The sequence below is a fragment of the Photobacterium aquae genome (assembly GCF_001029445.1).
Classification (GTDB): Bacteria; Pseudomonadota; Gammaproteobacteria; order Enterobacterales; family Vibrionaceae; genus Photobacterium; species Photobacterium aquae.
Genome location: NZ_LDOT01000002.1, coordinates 647,403 through 667,911 on the forward strand (window position 1 = coordinate 647,403; position 20,509 = coordinate 667,911).

At 48.9% G+C, this 20,509-nt stretch carries 14 protein-coding genes; 8 read left to right on the plus strand and 6 right to left on the minus strand.

Annotated elements, in window-relative coordinates; translation table 11 throughout:
* Window positions 1–38: 38 nt before the first annotated feature.
* The gene (locus ABT56_RS03480) at window positions 39–1,706 is read left to right on the plus strand and encodes a response regulator (protein ID WP_047877425.1); all 1,668 of its coding nucleotides are present in this window, start codon (window positions 39–41) and stop codon (window positions 1,704–1,706) included.
* On the opposite strand, the gene ABT56_RS03485 is transcribed toward ABT56_RS03480, so the two are convergent.
* Window positions 1,672–2,631, minus strand: coding sequence for a glutathione S-transferase family protein (locus tag ABT56_RS03485; RefSeq protein WP_047877426.1), 960 nt, complete (start codon window positions 2,629–2,631; stop codon window positions 1,672–1,674). The two genes, ABT56_RS03480 and ABT56_RS03485, sit on opposite strands and share 35 nt — an antisense overlap.
* 123 nt (window positions 2,632–2,754) lie before the next feature.
* Window positions 2,755–3,003 (minus strand): GlsB/YeaQ/YmgE family stress response membrane protein, encoded by a 249-nt coding sequence (locus tag ABT56_RS03490; RefSeq protein ID WP_047877427.1) that lies wholly within the window; start codon window positions 3,001–3,003, stop codon window positions 2,755–2,757.
* 365 nt (window positions 3,004–3,368) lie between these two features.
* On the opposite strand from ABT56_RS03490, the gene ABT56_RS03495 reads away from it, so the two are divergent.
* Complete coding sequence (locus tag ABT56_RS03495) at window positions 3,369–5,231, plus strand: methyl-accepting chemotaxis protein (RefSeq protein ID WP_047877428.1); 1,863 nt, start codon at window positions 3,369–3,371, stop codon at window positions 5,229–5,231.
* A gap of 133 nt (window positions 5,232–5,364) precedes the next feature.
* On the plus strand, window positions 5,365–6,171 hold the full coding sequence (xthA, locus tag ABT56_RS03500; RefSeq protein ID WP_047877429.1) for an exodeoxyribonuclease III: 807 nt from the start codon (window positions 5,365–5,367) through the stop codon (window positions 6,169–6,171).
* A gap of 78 nt (window positions 6,172–6,249) precedes the next feature.
* On the opposite strand, the gene ABT56_RS03505 is transcribed toward xthA, so the two are convergent.
* On the minus strand, window positions 6,250–7,026 hold the full coding sequence (locus ABT56_RS03505) for a transporter substrate-binding domain-containing protein (protein WP_047877430.1): 777 nt from the start codon (window positions 7,024–7,026) through the stop codon (window positions 6,250–6,252).
* A gap of 335 nt (window positions 7,027–7,361) precedes the next feature.
* On the opposite strand from ABT56_RS03505, the gene ABT56_RS03510 reads away from it, so the two are divergent.
* Window positions 7,362–9,059, plus strand: a complete 1,698-nt coding sequence (locus ABT56_RS03510) for an ABC transporter substrate-binding protein (RefSeq protein WP_053062369.1) — start codon at window positions 7,362–7,364, stop codon at window positions 9,057–9,059.
* 41 nt (window positions 9,060–9,100) lie between these two features.
* Here ABT56_RS03510 and ABT56_RS03515 read toward each other — a convergent pair whose 3' ends face one another.
* The 3 genes from ABT56_RS03515 to ABT56_RS03525 form a co-directional block, all read right to left on the minus strand.
* A complete protein-coding gene (locus ABT56_RS03515) occupies window positions 9,101–9,412 on the minus strand; it encodes an ArsR/SmtB family transcription factor (RefSeq protein WP_047877431.1) in 312 nt (103 codons plus the stop codon).
* A gap of 108 nt (window positions 9,413–9,520) precedes the next feature.
* Window positions 9,521–11,002 carry a YfcC family protein gene (locus tag ABT56_RS03520; protein ID WP_047877432.1) on the minus strand — a complete coding sequence of 494 codons (1,482 nt, stop codon included), beginning with the start codon at window positions 11,000–11,002 and terminating at the stop codon, window positions 9,521–9,523.
* Window positions 10,999–12,354 carry a M20 family metallopeptidase gene (locus ABT56_RS03525; protein ID WP_047877433.1) on the minus strand — a complete coding sequence of 452 codons (1,356 nt, stop codon included), beginning with the start codon at window positions 12,352–12,354 and terminating at the stop codon, window positions 10,999–11,001. Before ABT56_RS03525 ends, ABT56_RS03520 begins: the two co-directional genes overlap by 4 nt.
* A 466-nt stretch (window positions 12,355–12,820) precedes the next feature.
* Here ABT56_RS03525 and ABT56_RS23195 point away from each other — a divergent pair, with 466 nt between their 5' ends.
* The 4 genes from ABT56_RS23195 to pflB all read left to right on the plus strand — a co-directional run bounded on the left by ABT56_RS23195 (window position 12,821) and on the right by pflB (window position 20,321).
* A complete protein-coding gene (locus tag ABT56_RS23195; protein WP_053062370.1) occupies window positions 12,821–14,770 on the plus strand; it encodes a methyl-accepting chemotaxis protein in 1,950 nt (649 codons plus the stop codon).
* A gap of 120 nt (window positions 14,771–14,890) precedes the next feature.
* Window positions 14,891–16,648: a 30S ribosomal protein S12 methylthiotransferase accessory factor YcaO gene (ycaO, locus tag ABT56_RS03535; RefSeq protein WP_047877434.1), complete on the plus strand. Its 1,758-nt coding sequence runs from the start codon at window positions 14,891–14,893 to the stop codon at window positions 16,646–16,648.
* 464 nt (window positions 16,649–17,112) lie between these two features.
* Entirely contained in the window at window positions 17,113–17,985 is an 873-nt protein-coding gene (focA, locus tag ABT56_RS03540) for a formate transporter FocA (RefSeq protein ID WP_047877435.1), read from the plus strand.
* Between the two features lie 59 nt (window positions 17,986–18,044).
* Entirely contained in the window at window positions 18,045–20,321 is a 2,277-nt protein-coding gene (gene pflB, locus ABT56_RS03545; RefSeq protein ID WP_047877436.1) for a formate C-acetyltransferase, read from the plus strand.
* Window positions 20,322–20,509: the final 188 nt, after the last annotated feature.

The window sequence follows — 20,509 nt, forward strand, 5'->3', positions numbered from 1 at the left end:
ACACTTCAACTAGGAGCATAATAAAATAGGGTACGGAGATGCCGACAAGCGCCAAGGATGACACCACAGTTAAAAAAGGGAAGATATTGATCATTGACGATCAAAAAAGTGCGGCATGTCTGCTCAAAACCCTCTTAAATCAAATTGGCTACACTGATATCAGCATGGTTCAGACGGCCCCTCAAGCCATCGCCGCCTGCCAACATTGTGCTTTCGACCTGCTGTTTGTGGACTACCATCTCTCTCCACCGCTAACCGGTTGCGAACTCATTGCCATGCTAAGGCTCAACAATGCCATCAAACCTGCCTGTGGGATTGTGATGACATCAGGCGACCATACCAGCGAGGCAATCCTCACCAGCCTCTCTATCGCCCCCGATGCCTTTATCCACAAACCGATCTCTCTTGGGGTGGTGCGGGAAAAAGTGACGGCGACACTGCTAAGCAACCAGTACTGCCAGACGATTTACGATACTCGGCAATATAATACTGACCTTGCTATTGAACAATGCAGGGAAATGCTCTCTCAGGTAGGTAACAACCGTAAACTTGCCGGGCTGCTTCTTGACATGCTGCTAGCCGAAGAGCGCTGGGAGGAAGCGGCTAAAGAAGCAGAACAGCGACTTACCAGCACACCTCACCCACGGTTGTATCTTTATCAGGCTCGAGCCTGGTATCACCTCGGGCACAAAGAGCAAGCCATTCGGCTCCTTCAGCAGCAACTTCAGCACCATCCTCTGGCAATCGAACTCTATGACTTCCTCTCTGATTTCCTTGCCGAAAGCGGCCATGTAGACGAGGCCTTGAACATCGCCCTGAAAGCGCACCGACAAACCCCGTGTATCGCCCAACGCACGTTGCGAGTCGCCAAACTGGCCGCCGACACAAACAACCATCAACTCTTATTCGAATGCGGCCGCTCTCTGGCTGCAAATCAGCCAATCACCGATCCCGCATGGCTCGACAACTTAGCGAGATATACGGCCATCATAGAAAAAGTCTACTTTCGGCATCACTCTCCTTTTTTTTCCCGCCAGTTAATGAGCGAGCTTGAGATTATCCACCGGCGGCTTGCCTCGCGGTTGCCGCCAGCCCAGCTAAATACGCTTACCAGCTTTGGTCATATCTACCAGGCGAGGCTCGGTATCAACCAGCGCCCCTTGGACGCCAAACGTCATTTATTAATTGGTTTATCCTATTTCTTCAGCCAAACCAATAAATTACCATCTGCGATTATTGCCGACGCACTACCGTTGCTGATTCATCTTGGTGAAATATCGCTATTAGGGCTCTGCCACTACGCCATCACACAACAGGCCCCAATCGGCCCGCACAGCCAGCAGCGTCTTGACGATATCCGACAACAACCGTTACTCATCAACGCGATAAAGTCAGCCGAAAAACGGCTGCTAGAAGCCGAATCGCTAAAGCAGCCAGCACCCGCTGATGCTCTACAGGTTTACCGACAAGTACTGCGCGACTACCCCTACAGCAGCGAAGCCAACCTCGGCAAGCTCGAATGCCTCTATCTGCTAGGTGAGGACAGCGACGCCCAGCTGATAGATGGCGTAAAGTCGCTATCCCTGATGCCATTACCCCCCCAGCTTTCACGGCGACGCCAAAGCCTGTTCGACAAACTGACGGCTAGACGCACTGCGGCTGCGCAGGCAGTTACACCAGCCTGTCTCGCAAATGCGGAGAATTAAGATCCAACTCGGGCCCTAACGGCACAATCCCCGTTGGATTAATGGTGGTATGGCTAAAGTAGTAATGCCGCTTGATATGATAAAAGTCGACCGTATCTGCGATACCCGGATACTGGTAGAGCTCTTTAAGGTAACCTTGTAGGTGTGGATAGTCAGCAAGGCGCTGGCGGTTGCACTTGAAGTGCCCGACATAGACGGGATCAAAACGGATCAGGGTCGTAAACAAGCGCCAATCCGCCTCAGTCAGTCGATTACCAACAAGATAACGTGATGTGGCAAGGTGGGCATCTATCTTGTCTAACGCGGCGAACAAGAGGCCAAAGGCTTCTTCGTAGGCTTGCTGAGTCGTAGCAAAACCGCAACGATAGACACCGTTGTTAATTGCCGGATAAACATATTCGTTCCATCGATCGATCTCTTCCCTTAACTCGACAGGATAAAAGTCAACCTCATTGCCCGTCACATCATTAAATGCCGAATTGAACATTCGGATGATCTCGGCAGACTCATTGCTGACAATAGTCTGGGAGTGCTTGTCCCACAAAACCGGGACCGTAACTCGCCCGGTATAATCCGCTTTGGCTCGAGTATAAAGCTGATGAAGGAAAGACGCGCCATAAAGCGGTTCAGGGGTGTCAAACGCCCAACCTTGATCTTTCATATCTGGACTGACAACTGTCACCCCAATATGCGGTTCAAGCCCCAAAAGCTTACGGTATATCAGTGTCCGATGAGCCCAAGGGCACGCTAATGATACATATAGGTGATATCGACCTGACTCAGCAGCAAATAGATGATCGTCTCCCTTGTCTCGAGCCGACTTCACCCAATGACGGAAACCAGCATCCTCCCTGACAAATTTCCCGCCACTGTCTTTAGTGTCATACCACACATCATGCCATACTCCCTGCACCAATTTTCCCATAATCTCCCCCTTCTCATCATACGTTTCCCTTGATTATAGAAAGGAGCCCCCACAAAGTCGGCGGGGGAATATTGGCAGGGATCATCGAAATTTTCGAATGACTGCGCCGAAACGTTTTCTCACCTAGCGAATAAACTTGTTATAGATAAATAGCAGGATAAATGCCCCCAGCGTCGCCGTCACCAAACTACCAATGTTGACCCCTGTCGCAGGCCCCAAGCCGATAAACGCCCCAACCCAGCCGCCAACAAACGCCCCGCCAATACCCAACCCCATCGTCGCTATCCAGCCACCGCCATCATCACCGGGCATCAGCCATTTCGCCAGTGCCCCGGCCAGCAAACCCAGAATAATCCAAGAAAAAACACCCATTCCTCTCTCCTCATCCTATGTTGATGTTGCACCTTGAACCTTGTTCATCCAAGGTGTTCGTCTCATATTTGCTCATCGAAAAAGTCAAAGATATTGTTGAGCATAGCCCCCACAAGCAAAGCGCTCAAACTTACAAAGCCTCTGCCTCAAAACTATGCCTTAATATTTAAGTGCAACTTGTTTATTATATTATTATCTATTTACCCCCATTACTGATTAGTCTTGTCTCACCTATTTACCCACCATCAATTGTCAATCCAGTCTATTGATTACGACGATTTATAAATTAACGAAATACGCACTCACAACAGACTAAAACTGTATGTTACAGTGTGATTAGTCATTAATAATGAATTACCACCCACATGCTAAAAAAAATAAATATATCCATATTAATCGCTTTATCTTTTATGTTTGCTGTTTCCCTACTGACGTCATATCAATACCTCAACTATTGGGAAGAGAAAAGCATTCAAAGAAGTAATGATGAAGTGGTATCTGTTATATCAACTGTTTATGCAACACTTTTAGCAGAGAAGGAAAATTCTGCAAAACAGTTCTCTAATCTACTGCCTTTAAATGGCTCATCATTTAATGAAGAAAAGATATTACATTTTCTCAACGCAATAAAATCCGAAGATAAGAACTTAACCCAGGTCTTCTTTGCCACAAAAGAAGGTAAGGTGTTTAGTAACGCTGCAAACGGCTGGATTGAAAATTTTAATGCCGCCGAAAAACGTCGAGAATGGTTTGTCAGCATCATAGAAGGCAATCGTAATATTAATGTCACCAAGCCTTATTACGGCACATTAGGTCTAGCCGTTACTGTTTCAGCACCGATTGTTAGGGATAATGCTGTAGTTGGTGTATTTGCATTAGACTTAGTATTAAGTGGTCTTATCCCAGACAAATTAGGCTTGGAGTACGCCATTACAAATAATGATGGATTAATTGTCGCAACCGATATTAACAATCATGAAATGTTAGAAAATAACATCTACGAACAAAGACCTGCATACAAATCTGTCGACCATAACCCCTATATCTACGAGACGCAAGACAATGAATTATTTAGCGTTTCAAAACAAAAACTTAGTGATGAATTGATCTTATTTGCCTTTACCAACCAAACTGGCTCCGTAAAGATGATAGAAAGCCTGCTAATCGGCTTGGTACTCTTGCTGGTTACTATCGGATGTGTATTTTTATCGCTTGTCATTACGATTGTAAACCGCGAGATAAAATTAAACCTTGGCGAAGAGCCAGCATTGTTAGTTGAAAAGATTCAATCATTCTCTAATGGCAATATCCGTGATGTTAAATTTATTAATCAAGGTTTGATATCTAAGTCACTGATTAATATGCAGGATAACATATCTAAAATAATTAGCACTTCAAACCAATCCATTGAACAACTTCATATCAACCAAGAAAATATAAATGCCATTATCATTGAAAGCAAAATAAATGCAGAAAAAGAGATCCATGAGGTTGAACAAGTTGTTGCGGCAACTACAGAGCTCTCTGCCACGGCAACGGAAGTGGCCAAAAACGCAACGGATGCCGAATCAGTAACCTCATCAACATTAGATGTAGTCAGCCAAAGCACTAAGACATTACAACACTCAGAAGAGATTTCACATAAAGTCAGTAATGCAATGTCTGAGTCTGTAATCATTGTTGGTGAACTGAGAGATTATGCTGAAAAAATCAACACTGTTATTGATGTAATTAACTCAATATCAGAACAAACTAACTTACTTGCATTGAACGCTGCAATTGAAGCCGCTCGAGCAGGTGAACAAGGCCGGGGATTTGCCGTCGTTGCTGATGAAGTAAGATCATTAGCAGGAAAAACACAGCAATCCACAATCGATATTCAAAATATTATATTGAAACTGCAAGAACAATCTCAAAGAGCGGATAGCGTGATGAGAGATAATGCCAGCCTTGTTGATGAATCAAAATTGATTTCAGAAGAGCTGATTTCCGCCTTTAATGAAATATCATCGAAAATAATCGAACTTTCAGACATTAATACATTAGTGGCTACCGCCGCAGAAGAGCAATCTTCGGTTACGTTAGATATTTCAAAAAGAATGGAGGCAATCAACATAACCGTCCTTGAAAGCTTAGCAAATGCAAATAAAGTATCAGACGGTAATAATATGACATCATCTTTGACTAATGACATCAAACAACAATTTAGATTCTTTAAAGTGTCTTGATGCATTTCTAAGCATGCTCAGTCATTTTATGGCTGAGCATCTTGAGGTAACTTGGATATAGTACGAGAATAGACCAACTATCAGCCGACTGATTTTGTCATAAAGCCAACAAAACCAAGGACCTAAAATTATAATGAAAGTCATCTCTTTTAATATCAACGGCCTTCGTGCCCGCCTCCACCAATTACAGGCACTGATTGAAAAGCACCAGCCTGATGTTATCGGACTTCAGGAGATCAAAGTCCATGACGAGGCTTTCCCGCTCGCCGATGTGGAAGCGATGGGCTATAAAGTCTATTTTCACGGCCAGAAAGCCCACTACGGCGTCGCCATGCTATGCAAACAAGAACCTCTAGAGGTTCGCAAGGGCTTCCCTACCGATGACGAAGACGCCCAGCGCCGAATGATCATGGCAACCTTCGCGCATGCAGATGGCCGCAAGACAACAATCCTCAATGGTTACTTCCCGCAAGGGGACAATATCAACCACGAGACAAAATTCCCAGCCAAGGAAAAGTTCTATGCCGATTTGATGACCTACCTCAACAGCCACCACCATAACGGCGAAGAGCTGATCGTCATGGGGGATATCAACATCAGCCCGATTGATCTAGATATCGGTATCGGCCCAGCCAATGCCAAGCGCTGGCTGAAGACCGGCAAGTGTTCTTTCCAGCCTATCGAGCGAGAATGGCTTAAGACCCTGCTTGACTGGGGGTTCATCGATACCTTCCGCCAGCTTCACCCCGATGCCGACGACCAGTTCTCATGGTTCGACTACCGTTCTAAAGGTTTCGACGACAACCGCGGCCTACGTATCGATGTGATCCTAGCCACGCCATCACTGGCTGAACGCTGTACCGATGCAGGTATCGATTACGAGCTACGCGGTATCGAAAAACCGTCTGATCATGCCCCTATCTGGTCAACCTTCAGCTAACCCGTGCCTGCATGGCACAGGCTCATAAAAAATGAAAACGCCGGCAATGCCGGCGTTTTTGCAAAAACAGATACAGCACTAATAACCGTAAACATCATAGGCAAAATAACGAGATGCAATCTGCTGGTAAATTCCCTTTTCGCGCAATGACGCGATCGCCCGGTCGAGGTTGTTTTTCAGCTCGCTATCCTGCTTGCGCACCGCGATACCAAAACCTTCACCGAACCATTTAGGATCGGTAAGGGTCGGGCCGGTGAAAGCAAAGTCCCTCCCCCACGGCCTATTTAGCAATCCATCTTCAAGCGTGGCAGCGTCACCCAAAACCATAGCGATACGCTCGGCCTTGAGATCAAGAAACGCCTCATCAAAGCTCCCATAGCGGGTGACAACCATCGAATCACCAAAGTTATCACTAAGGTACCGGTCATGGGTTGAAGCGCGCAACACACCAACTTTCACCCCTTTGAGCCCCTCTGGGGTGAATACAAATTTTGCATCCTTCTCGGCGACATATCGATTGGGGATTAGTGCATATTTAGATGTAAAATCAACGATTTTCTTACGCTCATCGGTAATGGACATTGCCGCAATAATGGCATCGTATTTGTGATCCAGCAGTGATGCAATAATCCCATTCCAAGGTTGGGCCACGATCTTGCACTGCACTTGCATTTCCCGACACAGGGCATAGGCCAAGTCAACATCAAACCCCCTGAGTTCACCGTTGGGCTCGGTCCAGCTAAACGGCGGATAGGCCCCCTCGATACCAAAACGTACTACCGATCTTTCCTTGGCCTGAACGCACGAGCCCCCGAAAACGAACATCATCGCAACGGCTAGCACCCATCTGTTCATAATTACTCCTTTCATTTCTCCGTCACAATATGCGGTGATCGCCGACTTACACCCCAACCGAAAAAACCCCACAACACGATATCCATAATATACCCAAGTTACTCCAAGGTGCAGGATTCAACATAGGCTCTGCGGATTCCATCCAAGGAAAATATCCAAACCTTACAAGGGGATCTCGCACCGAAGTAAGTACGCAGAAACAAACAACGTGTGGTAGTTTGGATATATCTAAGATTTATATGGTTTTTCACGGCCATATAGCATTGATTACCGCCTAGACATCCGTTAGTTTAGGCCGTTAATAGTGGGCTGCAGCGATATTTTCAGGCAGGTTTATGAGTTATCGATTTTTTTTCCTCACGACCAAAAGCATATACGGTCTTTTTGCGTCGTTGCTACTGGCATTTCCAGCCCTATCAACCCCTCTGGGGGCCCCTTTTGCCAAGCCTACCGTTCTCACTATCGTCCCTGAGCACAAAGACCATATTGTCGCCAATTTCAACCCCTTCTCAAAATTCAGCATGCCGACAACTCATGAGTTTATTTTCGAACCGCTGATCATCTTCAACAGCCTGCAAAACAACAAACCGGAATATCGGTTGGCGACCAAATACCGGCTGGATTCCGATCTTCTGGGGATCAACTTCACCCTTAGAGAAGGCGTTACGTGGTCAGACGGCAAGCCCTTCACCGCCGATGACGTCCTGTTTTCCTTTTCGATCATCCAAAAGCATCCAGAGCTCGACTCCTTTGGCGTAAACCAATGGCTTGCCCATATCGAAAAGCGCAGTGCCAACGAAATATACTTCAAGCTCAAGCAGCCCAATGCGCTTATTGCCTACACGTTGGTGCTCAATCCCATCGTGCCCAAACACCAATGGAAGTCCGTTACCGATTTTTCCAGCTACCTAAACTCGACGCCTGTCGGTACGGGCCCGTTCACCGAAATACGCGAGCTCAATGAAAACGGCTACCTCCAGTGTGCGAACCCTTTCTACTGGCAAGCATCCCACCGCAACATTGACTGCCTGCGTTTCCCCAAAGTCGCCACTAACGACGACTTTATCGCCCGGATCACCAAGGGGGAGTTTGACTGGTCAGGCGGCTTCATCCCAGATATCGAACGCAACTATGCGTCGTATTCGCCCGACTTCAAGTACTGGCTGCCACCAGCAAGCAGTATCAGCCTGATGTTCAACTTCAAGGCCGCCGATCCTGAAATACAGTCACTATTTCATGCACTGGCTTTTCGCAGAGCAATCTCCATGTCTATCCAACGGGGGTTGCTGATTGATATCGCGGCCTTTGGCCAAGGCGGTCCCTCTCGCTATGCCTCCGGTATGAGCGAGCGCTTCCACTCATGGGCCGATCCTATGGTAACTGAGCGCTACCTTCCCTACATGACCTACAATCCGATGCTTGCCCAGCAAATGCTCGACAAGCTCGGGGTTATCGATACCAACGGGGATGCTTGGCGAGAACTTCCTTCAGGCAAACCACTCTCATTAACCTTGCTGACCCCAAGTGGTTGGTCGGATTTCAATACCACCGCGCTACTACTCAGCGAGATGCTCGGCAATATTGGTATTCAAGTCATTCCAAAGGAAGTCGACTTCGATCAGTTTGTTCAACGCCTGAGCAATGCCGACTACCAACTGTCATTGACCAATTACCCGCAAGGGCAAACACCATTCAAGTACTTCGACAGCGCATTCAACAGTGCATATCAGGCCCCGCAATACCCGCGCTATGCGATGCACTTCTACAAGGATCCCGACATCGACCGACTATTGGCGGAGTTCCCAATTGCCAACAGCGCCCAACAGCGATTGAACATTATCCACCAGCTCAATAAGCTAACGGCCAGCAAGCAGATCACGGTCCCGTTATACAATACGGTCCAGTTCTACCAGTACAATACGCAACGCTTCGAGGGGTGGTATAGCAAAGACAACCCCGTGGCCTGCCCGCTCGCCTGGCCGCAGACCCCTGAGCGCCTGCTTCACGTTCTCTCCTTGCGCCCCAAGGCATAAAACAAAAAACGGGCCTCAGCCCGTTTTTTTCATTCTGTTTTTTACTCTGATGGGTATTCGGTTTTACTCGATGCACTGCAGCACTCATCACGAAGAAAACCGATCACTGCATCAAGTACCTCATACTGAGGAACGCAATACAGCACCCGCCCATCGCGCTGCTGACAAATCAGCCCTGCCGATACCAATCCAGAAATATGGTGGGATAGCGTCGACCCCGGAATTGCCAGCTCCTCTTGTAATCTGCCCACCGGCAAACCATCGTACCCCGCCTTGACCAAGTGCTTATAAACCGCCAGTCTGGTCGGGTGGCCCAACTCTTTTAGCGCCTTCGCTACGTCTTCCAATTCCATATCTACGACTCTCAATACCTTGATATCTCAACACCCAACAATATTTCGATATTAGCAGAAACAAAAAAGCGGGGACACAGCCCCGCTCTGATATCAACAAACAACCAATCAAACCATCGCCGCACCGACAAACAGCAACACGACGGTCACTGCCAGTACCATACCGACAAATGGCATTACCCACTTCAGGAATCGCTCGTATGGGATCTTGGCCAGGGCCAGACCCGCAACCAGATGCCCGGCAGTCGGTGCGAACAAGTTAATCCAACCGCTGGCAGACTGGTAAGCTGTGATGATCAAATCACGGCCAATGCCAGAAAAGTCCGCCAATGGGGCCATCAACGGCATAGACACTGTCGCTAACCCTGAGGTAGATGGAATGAAAAAGCTCAGGACGATATGGACGAAATAGGTCACGACCACAAACACCCCAGAAGACAGGCCTGTTACAACGCCTTCTGCCCAGTTGAGGATGGTGTCAATAATCACCCCGTTGTCCATCACCACGTAAATACCGCGCGCAACGGCAACCACGAGGGCGACGCCAATCAAGTCCTTGGCACCTTCGATGAATGTCTTGATGAACTCGCCTTCTGGCATACGGTTGATAACAGCAATCAAAATCGCCGCAGCCAAGAACAACGTTGACAGCTCATCAAACCACCACCACATGGTCGGGATCGCCGTGATTCCCATATCAGCCCACGGAATAACACCGTAGATCATGATAAGGAAAGCCGTGAAGAAGATCCCCATCGTCCATTTTTGCTTGGTGGTGAACTCACCGGTGTCCTCGCTGACATGTGAGAACTCGTCGTTGAACTCTATATCAGCCAGCACGGAATTGGATTTATCAGCCTTGACCTTGGCGGCATAGCGCATCACGAACCACGATGCCAATACAATCAGAATGGCCAGCTGAATCACCCGAAGCACGATCCCGTCACCAATCGGCAATCCGGCAAAACCCGATGCGATCCCTGTGGCAAACGGGTTCACGGTTGATGCCAATACACCGACCCCAGAGCCAAGCAGGATAATCCCGGCCGCGACCATACGGTCATAACCAGCAACCGCCATCACCGGCAGGATCACCGCCCAAAACGCCACGGTTTCCTCAGCCATCCCGTACGTCGATCCACCCAGCGCGAACAAGGTGATCAAGACAGGGATCATCAACTGCTCACGACCGTGGAACTTACGAACGATAGCCGCCACCCCGGAGTCCATCGCCCCGGTACGCATGGTTACGGCAAGGAAGCCACCGATCACCAATACGAACAACGCAACATCCACCGCCTTGTGGAAGCCCTTGATCGGTGCCATCAAGACATCAATCACCCCCTGCGGCGAAGACTCCAACTCATGGTAGCTGCCGGGAACCGGCAACAAACGCTCATCCCCGTTATAGTCCAGTACCTCGGCAGCCGGGATCACCTGCTGGGTACCATTGATGACATAATCGTACTTACCCGCGGGCAGCACCCAAGTCATCAGGGCAACGAGAGCAATAATGGAAAAAAGGATGGTATATACCGTGGGCATCTTGAACGAACGTTTCATTTTGCCGGCCTCAGACGTGGTTGTCATAGCTCAACTCCCTGCAATTGATATATCGCGTTAGCATACACATTCATTGCCCTGAGCATATCGTCAATGATTAGGTACTCATTGGGCATGTGTTCCACTTTGTCGCGACCGGGGAACACCGCCCCGAACGCCACACAATTGGGTATCGCGCGGGCATAGGTCGCACCGCCAGAAGTCATCGGCTGGCTCTCGCAATCGCCAGTGACCTCCTGATAGGCAGCCATCAATGTCTGGATCAACGGGCTTTCGGCCGGTACGTACAAGGATGGCAACACATCGAACTCTTCATAGCGCAGCGCGTACTGTTCAGCCACGGCATAGATATCATTATCGAAATCTTCCTTAGCGAAGGTCACTGGTACCCGGATATCGATACCGATCTTGCTGGTCGCACTGTTGATCTCAAGCTGAGCCACATTGAAGGTCAGCCGGCCACTCACATCCTCAACCGGACCGAAAATCTCCTTGGCATTGGCATCCTCGCCGACCTGCTCGGCAATAAAACGCACCGCCGGATGAGTTACCCCGATATCACGCAACGCCATACACAAACGGGCAATCGCATTAACCCCTTTGGTATCGGACGAGGCCGAGTGGGCCGCCTTGCCAAACACCGTGACCTCTGCATCCTCGGCGGTGAAATCAAACCCAAGCTCATCCAGCTTCGCCGCCAGTTCTTCCCATAACGGGCCGACATACCGGGCAAGCTCAGGAACCGCATTGAGCGCCCCGCCACACGATAGCTCGACAGCGGCATCGCCCGTGCCATGAAGCCATGATTGGATCAGCATCTTCTCGGCATAAATCAGCGGAAAAACAGAATCAGGGGTAAAACCGCAGCTTGGAGCCTCTTCTTTTTCCAAATAGCGGCCGATACAGCGCCAAAGGGTTTCTTCATCGGTACCAAAAATAAAACGGACGCGCTTGTTTAGCACAATACCGCTATCAAGCAGAGCCTTGACAGCAAACATCGCGGCCAGTGTCGGCCCCTTGTCGTCCTGAGTCCCACGCCCGTATAGTCGACCATCACGAATTTCAGGGCTGAACGGCGGGCTCTGCCAAGCGGATTCTTCTCCCACTGGCACCACATCCAAGTGGCCGAGAATACCAATCATCTGCTCGCCACTACCGATTTCGGCATAGCCATAATACCCTTCAGGATCTTTGTAAGTTGCAAACCCCAGCTCGTCACACAGTTTCAGTGTTTCAGTCAGGCAGTCATCAATAGGCTGGCCAAATGGTTTTCCGCTGTCATCGTCCTGATAGACGCTTGGCATAGCGACTAAACGCGTCACCGCGGCAATATAATCATCACGTAGTGCGTCAATCGTAGATGCTATCGTAGCTTTCATCGTATCCCTCTTTAACCTCCATTTTAGCCTGCCCATTTATCTCAATACCGACTAAAAGGATGTGAATTAATAATTATCCAGAATATATAATTAGTTGGAACTCATCCGACCAACTTATGATGCTACAGAGTAACCCGTTTAACTGTGATGACTTTCACTCACTGCCAGAATCAGATGGGATGACGGTCATAAAAACAACAAATCAGGCCGTAAGCACACCATCCATACAAACAATTCCTAATAAGAATCAAAAGGATGACTAAAAACGATAGGGAAATGCCAATAACTGTCACTTCTAACAATGACAAAAAATGTCATTTCTTATGTCAGTTTCTTTTACCCCATGACTAGTCATCACGTTTTTTTGTTTCTATAATCCGCCGCCATAATTTACTACTACTTTCACAGACTTAATTGTCAGTTTTGTCTTTTTTTTATATTTCATCGGGATTTACTATAAATACACATGAATCACGCGATTAAAAATATTCCGCTTAATATCCTACTTTCCCTCTCTTCAGGGTTTGCCATTCTTTGTTTTACGGCAGTACTTCTGATTAACCAGAACCTCCTCGCAGGTGTAAAAGAAAACACCAATGACGTGAACGATTACATCCAGTTCAACCGTCACATGCGTGCCCTTCAGGAAATTGTCGACAATAGCCGGATGAAAACCATCTACGGGTTGGGTTTTGACAGTCACCTCGATGCAATGGTGGACACCAACCGCAGCAACCTCACCAAGCTGCAAGCACGCTATAATCAGGTAATGGCGCTAAACAGCAGTGCCCTTTCCCCAGAAAACAAACAGAAGTTGACCCGCTTTTTCAATAACTACACCCGTTACGTCAATATCTCTGTCGAACTACGAGAAAAGCGCCATAAGATGACGGCAATCTATGACGCAACCAGCTGGCTAACCACAGATATAAACACGGTTCACAAAGCCATTGTCGACAACCACAATGATGCCGACGTCGCCCTATGGGGACGCGAACTGGCACAACTGTCAGACACTGCTGCCCTGATGCTCTACCACCTTGCCGTTGGCGTGAAGGGCCAGAACCCGGCCGAGACCCAGCAAACCATGACACTGACCCTGTCGCTGCTCGATCAAATGAGCCGCTTCAGTCAATGGCCGGAAACCCAATTGCTGGTCAAAAACGGGAACGAGTGGAAGCGCCAAGTGGGTGAGATCATCGAGCTACAGAGCCAAATCAACAATATGGCGAGTGAGATGACTAAAATTGGAGGGGAAAACACAGCAATCATCAATGATCTGCTAGCCAATTCAATCCGTACCACCGAAACCCTGGGCGGGCAGACATCCTCACTGCTTTCAACTGTCACAACCAGCCAATTAACGGCGACTGCAATTGCCGCCATTCTGGCACTCGGCATCAGCGTCCTGATGGCCGGGGCAATTAGCCGCATGATGACAACCCTGTCCGAGACCACCCGCAATCTGGCCGAAGGCAAGCTCGACAGCCTGTCAGGGATCGATGGCAGCAACGAGCTCGGTAAGCTGGGCCATAATCTGGATGATGCCATTGGCAAGCTCGCCAATATAATCCGCACCCTACGCGGGGTCAGCGACGAAGTAGCCGCGTCATCCACCGAACTGGCGGCGGTAATGACCCAAAGCGAAGTCAATGGCCAAGAACAGCAGCAGCAAGTCATGCAGATTGCCACGGCCGTCAATGAGCTTGCCGCGACTGCCGCGCAAGTCGACAGCCATGCCCGCACAGCGGACGAACAAGCCCGCGAGGCATATAACCTAGGACAAGAGAGCAGCGACATTGCCCAGCAGGCGCGCCAGCTGACCGATGAGCTGGAAACCCAACTCAGCGAAACGGCTTGTCAGGTTCTCGACCTCAACGAGCAAAGCATCAAGATCAGCGAAGTGATCACGGTGATCGACAGCATTTCCGAGCAAACCAACCTGCTGGCGCTCAATGCCGCGATTGAAGCTGCACGAGCTGGCGAAAGCGGACGAGGCTTTGCCGTCGTGGCCGACGAAGTTCGTGTACTGGCAGCCAAGACCCAGACTTCGACTCAGCAAATCCAGACAATTATCGAGCAATTGCAACAGAAGTCGTCGGCAGTGGTCGATGCGGTCAACGGCAGCTTGGAGAAAGTCAGCCACAATAGCGAAATCGCCGAAAAAACGGACCTCCAGCTGGCGACGATCAGCCAGACCTTGGCTCACATCAGCCAAGTCAATGCCGAGGTCACCCAGGCAGTAAATGGCCAAAATCAGGCTATTTCCGATATCACTATGAATATCAACGGCATCAACGACATCATTTCCCAAAATGTCGCCGGGATAAGCCAAACGGCCGAAGCCAGCAACCACCTATCTCAACAGGCGGAAAACCAGAACAATCAATTGGCGGTATTCCAGCTCCCTCGATAGCCCCTTCATGCTGCCGCAGATCACACTGCGGCAGCCAACTTATCTGATAGGGCGAAGCTTGGGATTATTTCGTGTGACAGGTATACTTCGCGCCACTCAACACTCTCTACGAGACCTATAATGAAAACCTATATTCCGGGTAAAGACGCCGCGCTTGAAGAGTCTATCGAGCGTTTTCAAAACAAACTCAAAGACCTTGGCTTCAATATCGAAGAAGCTTCTTGGCTAAACCCTGTTCCAAACGTCTGGTCAGTACACATCCGCGACGCTGACGCGCCGATGAACTTCACCAACGGCAAGGGCGCAACCAAAAAGGCTGCTCTTGCCTCTGCGCTGGGCGAATATTTCGAGCGCCTATCAACCAACTACTTCTACGCTGATTACTATCTGGGCGAAGCGATTGCCGACAGCGAGTTCGTTCATTATCCAAACGAAAAATGGTTCCCGCTCGAGCTTGAAGACAACCTGCCGCCAGAAGGCATTCTAGACGAGCGCCTGAGCCAGTACTACGACCCGACCATGGAGCTACTGGGCACCGATCTGGTTGACCTACAGTCAAGCAATATGGAACGCGGTGTGTGCTGCCTGCCGTTCGAGCGCCAGAGCGATAAGGAAACTGTCTACATCCCAATGAACATCATTGGCAACCTGTATGTATCTAACGGTATGTCCGCCGGCAACACCAAGACCGAAGCACGTACCCAAGGCTTATCGGAAGTCTTCGAGCGCAAGATCAAAAACCGAATCATTGCCGAGAGCATCAGCCTGCCGGAAATTCCTGCCAGCGTGATCGAGCGCTTCCCGGGGATCAAGGCCTCCATCGACGCCCTCGAAGCCGAAGGCTTCCCGATCTACAGCTACGATGCCTCTCTGGGTGGCAAGTATCCGGTGATCTGCGTGGTACTGTTCAACCCGAGCAACAACACCACCTTTGCGTCATTCGGCGCTCACCCTCGTTTCGAAGTCGCCTTCGAACGTACCGTGACCGAGCTGCTTCAGGGCCGAGGCCTTAAGGATCTTGATGTTTTCCCTGAGCCATCGTTCGACAACGAAGAGGTCAGCGACCACCACAACCTTGAAACCCATTTCATTGATTCATCTGGCCTGGTTTCTTGGGATCTGTTCAAAGCAGACGCCGACTACGAATTCGTCGACTGGAACTTCAGCGGCACCTCAGAGGAAGAGTTCACCCACCTGATGGCCCTTCTGCATGCCGAAGGCACCGATGCCTACATCGCCGACTACGATCACCTTGGCGTAGACTGCTGCCGAATCATCGTTCCGGGCTGGTCAGAAATTTACCCTGTCGAAGAACTGATCGAAGCCAACAACAATACCGCAATGGAACTGCGCGAGACCCTGCTGGCACTACCTGCTGTCGAGTGGGACGCCGAGCAATACGCCGAGATGTACCAAATTCTTGAAGAAGAAGGTTTCGACGACTTCAACCGCCTGTACGAGATCATTGGCTTAGTACCGCAGGCCGGCGACGCATGGCAGACCCTGCGTATCGGCGAGCTGAAATGCCTGCTGGCACTAGCGGGCGGAGATCTTGAACTAGCACTAGAACATGCCAGCTGGTGCGTGGACTATAACGTCTCGACTTACAGCGCTGAGCGTGCCTGCTTCTTCCGTTGTCTGGTAACCAGCCTGAAGCTGGCACTGGACGAAGAGCGCGAGCCAGCCCAATACAAATCCGCATTCGAGCGCCTATTTGGTGCTGACACCGTCGCTGCGGCTTGGGGATCTATCGAGGGCACCGTTCGCTTCTACGGCCTGACCGCCGGTGATCTGAGCATGGCGCAATTCCCGGCTCATCAGAAACTGCTGGCGTCGTACCACAAACTGCAAAAGGCAAAAATGCGCCACGCCTGCTAAGGCGAAGCGTCAATCTGCCTTCCTGCCTAAAACCAGCAAGAACAAAAAATGGTGCCACGAAGGTGCGCACCATTCTTTTCATTGTGTAAATTAAATACATCCGACCACCTCTCCCACCACCAAATCAACATTTAACTAACAAATAAATCTCAGCCATCATGACTATTTTCTCAGCTGCTGAAAGAATAAAACTGACAAATTTTCACTATCTCATTGAATTTGAAAAAATAACCATAAAGTGTAAATTTCACCTTACGAGATGAAATTAAATTACATTAAAAAAAATTTAGCGTTTATCAAAAAAATTATATTCAATAAAATCATAAGCTTGCATTTGTGTGACTTATAACAAATGGTCTAAAGTTGTTATATAATTTCACCGCAATGATCTAAATCAAGTTTTTGGCTGGCTTCATTTGCTATTATTCCGACAGCTGAAATTTAAACTTTTTAAGAGCAAACCTGTGAAGACTGAAAACAACCCGTTTGACGCTCTCATGCCACCAGCGATGGCGCACAAAGCCGAAGAAGTTGGTGTCTATAAAGCAACGAAGAACCCCCTACAATCCTTCTTCCTTGCTATCACTGCTGGCGTATTTATTTCAATCGCCTTTGTGTTCTATACGACAGTCACCACCGGTGCTGGCGACATGCCATGGGGCATGGCCAAATTCGTCGGCGGTATGGCTTTCAGTCTAGGCCTTATTCTTGTTGTTATCTGCGGCGGTGAGCTTTTCACTTCATCAGTACTAACAACGGTTGCTCGTGCAAGTGGTCGTATTACGACACCTCAACTTTTGCGCAACTGGGTTGTCGTTTACTGCGGTAACTTTGTTGGCGCCACCTTCTTTGTCGCTTGCATTTGGATTGCCCAACAGCACATGGGTGCTAACGGTCAATGGGGCATCAACGCTATGAAAATTGCCCAGCACAAACTTCATCACAATTTCGCCCAAGCGGTCGTATTGGGTACGCTTTGTAACCTAATGGTGTGTCTGGCGACATGGATGACATTCTCATGTCGTTCTGCAACTGATAAAGTTATGGTAATGCTGCTGCCTGTTGCTATGTTTGTAGCTAGCGGTTTTGAGCACAGCATTGCAAATATGTTTATGATTCCGATGGGCATCGTTATCCACTCCTTCGCAACACCAGAGTTCTGGGCGATGACGGGTGTTGATCCATCGCAATTTGCTGATTTAACGGTAAGTCATTTCGTACTTAACAACCTGATCCCAGTGACTATTGGTAATATCCTTGGCGGTGGCTTCCTGGTTGGTATGACTTATTGGATTATCCATCGCCGTCCGGAACTTAAAGGCCAAGGCCACCACTAAGTTTACGACGTCGATAACACAATTATTTTTCTACTGACATAGAGATAGGTAGGTATACAATGGCAGAGCAATTTGCTAAAGCATGGGAAGGTTTCGCCGCTGGCGACTGGCAGAACGAAGTAAACGTTCGCGACTTCATTCAGAAGAACTACACTCCTTACGAGGGTGACGGTACTTTCCTAGAAAAAGAAGCAACTCCTGCTACAGCTAAACTTTGGGAAGCTGTAATGGAAGGTATCAAACAGGAAAACGCGACTCACGCTCCTGTTGATTTCGATACTGACGTTGTATCTACAATCACTGCTCACGATGCTGGTTACATCAACAAAGATCTTGAGACTATCGTAGGCCTTCAAACTGACGCTCCTCTTAAGCGTGCTTTGATCCCTAACGGTGGTATCCGTATGATCGAGGGTTCTTGCAAAGTTTACGGCCGTGAACTAGACCCTACAATCAAGAAAATCTACTCTGAATTCCGTAAGACGCACAACCAGGGCGTATTCGATATCTACACTCCAGATATCCTAGCTTGCCGTAAGTCTGGCGTACTGACTGGTCTTCCAGATGCTTACGGCCGTGGCCGTATCATCGGTGACTACCGTCGTGTTGCTCTATACGGTATCGACTACTTGATGAAAGACAAATTCGCACAATTCACTTCGCTACAAGAGCGTTTTGAGAAGGGCGAAGATCTTCAAATGACCATGCAGCTTCGTGAAGAAATTTGCGAGCAACACCGTGCACTAGGTCAAATCAAGCAAATGGCTGCGAAATACGGTTGCGATATCTCTAACCCAGCGACTAACGCACAAGAAGCTATCCAGTGGACTTACTTCGGCTACCTAGCTGCTGTTAAGTCTCAGAACGGTGCTGCAATGTCTCTAGGCCGTACTTCTACGTTCCTAGACGTGTTCATCGAGCGTGATATTGCAAACGGCGTTATCACTGAAGCTCAAGCACAGGAAATGATCGACCACTTCGTAATGAAACTACGTATGGTTCGTTTCCTACGTACTCCTGAGTACGATGAGCTGTTCTCTGGCGACCCAATCTGGGCAACAGAGTCAATGGGTGGTATGGGTCTTGACGGCCGTACGCTAGTTACTCGTACTAACTTCCGTTTCCTAAACAGCCTATACACTATGGGTCCTTCTCCAGAGCCGAACATCACTGTTCTATGGTCTGAGCAGCTACCTGAAGGCTTCAAGAAGTTCTGTGCGAAGGTATCTATCGATACGTCTTCAATCCAGTACGAAAACGACGACCTAATGCGTCCAGACATGAACTCTGACGACTACGCGATCGCATGTTGTGTATCTCCAATGGTTGTTGGTAAGCAAATGCAGTTCTTCGGCGCACGTGCTAACCTTGCGAAAACTATGCTTTACGCAATCAACGGCGGTGTGGACGAGAAGCTGAAGATGCAGGTTGGTCCTAAGACTGCTCCAATCGAATCTGAGTACCTAGACTACGCAGACGTTATGGATCGCCTAGACCACTTCATGGATTGGCTAGCAACTCAGTACGTGACCGCACTGAACGCTATCCACTACTCTCACGACAAGTACAGCTACGAAGCATCGCTAATGGCTCTACATGACCGTGACGTTAAGCGTACTATGGCATGTGGTATCGCAGGTCTGTCTGTTGCAGCTGACTCACTATCTGCAATCAAGTTCGCTAAAGTTAAGCCAGTTCGTGACGAAGACGGCATCGCGATCGATTTCGAAATCGAAGGCGACTACCCTAAATTTGGTAACAACGATGCTCGCGTAGATGACATCGCTTGTGACCTAGTTGAGCGCTTCATGAACAAGATCCGTACTCACAAGATGTACCGTGATGCGATCCCAACTCAGTCTATCCTAACTATCACTTCAAACGTGGTATACGGTAAGAAGACTGGTAACACGCCTGACGGTCGTCGCGCAGGTGCTCCATTCGCACCAGGTGCTAACCCAATGCACGGCCGTGACGAGAAAGGCGCTGTAGCTTCACTGACTTCTGTTGGTAAACTACCGTTTGCACACGCTAAAGATGGTATCTCTTACACCTTCTCTATCGTACCAAACGCACTAGGTAAAGATCTTGATACTCAAGAAACTAACCTAGCGGGTCTAATGGATGGCTACTTCCACCACGAAGCAGGCATCGAAGGCGGCCAGCACCTGAACGTTAACGTTCTGAACCGCGAAACACTGGAAGATGCAGTTAAGCACCCAGAGAAGTACCCACAGCTAACTATCCGTGTATCGGGCTACGCTGTGCGTTTCAACTCTCTGACTCCAGAGCAGCAGCGCGACGTTATCTCTCGTACTTTCACTGCTTCTCTATAATCTAGAGTCCTCAGTGAAACTGCCCTGCTGGCAGTAAATGATACTAAGCCGATCGGAAACGATCGGCTTTTTTTATACCTCTCCCCCATCCATTGCTCACACCTCTATCCACCACCATGGATAGGTATCGCCAAACCCCAAATTTGAAGCACGTAAAACGTAGTATCCTTACTTTTTTAGTGCGTTTT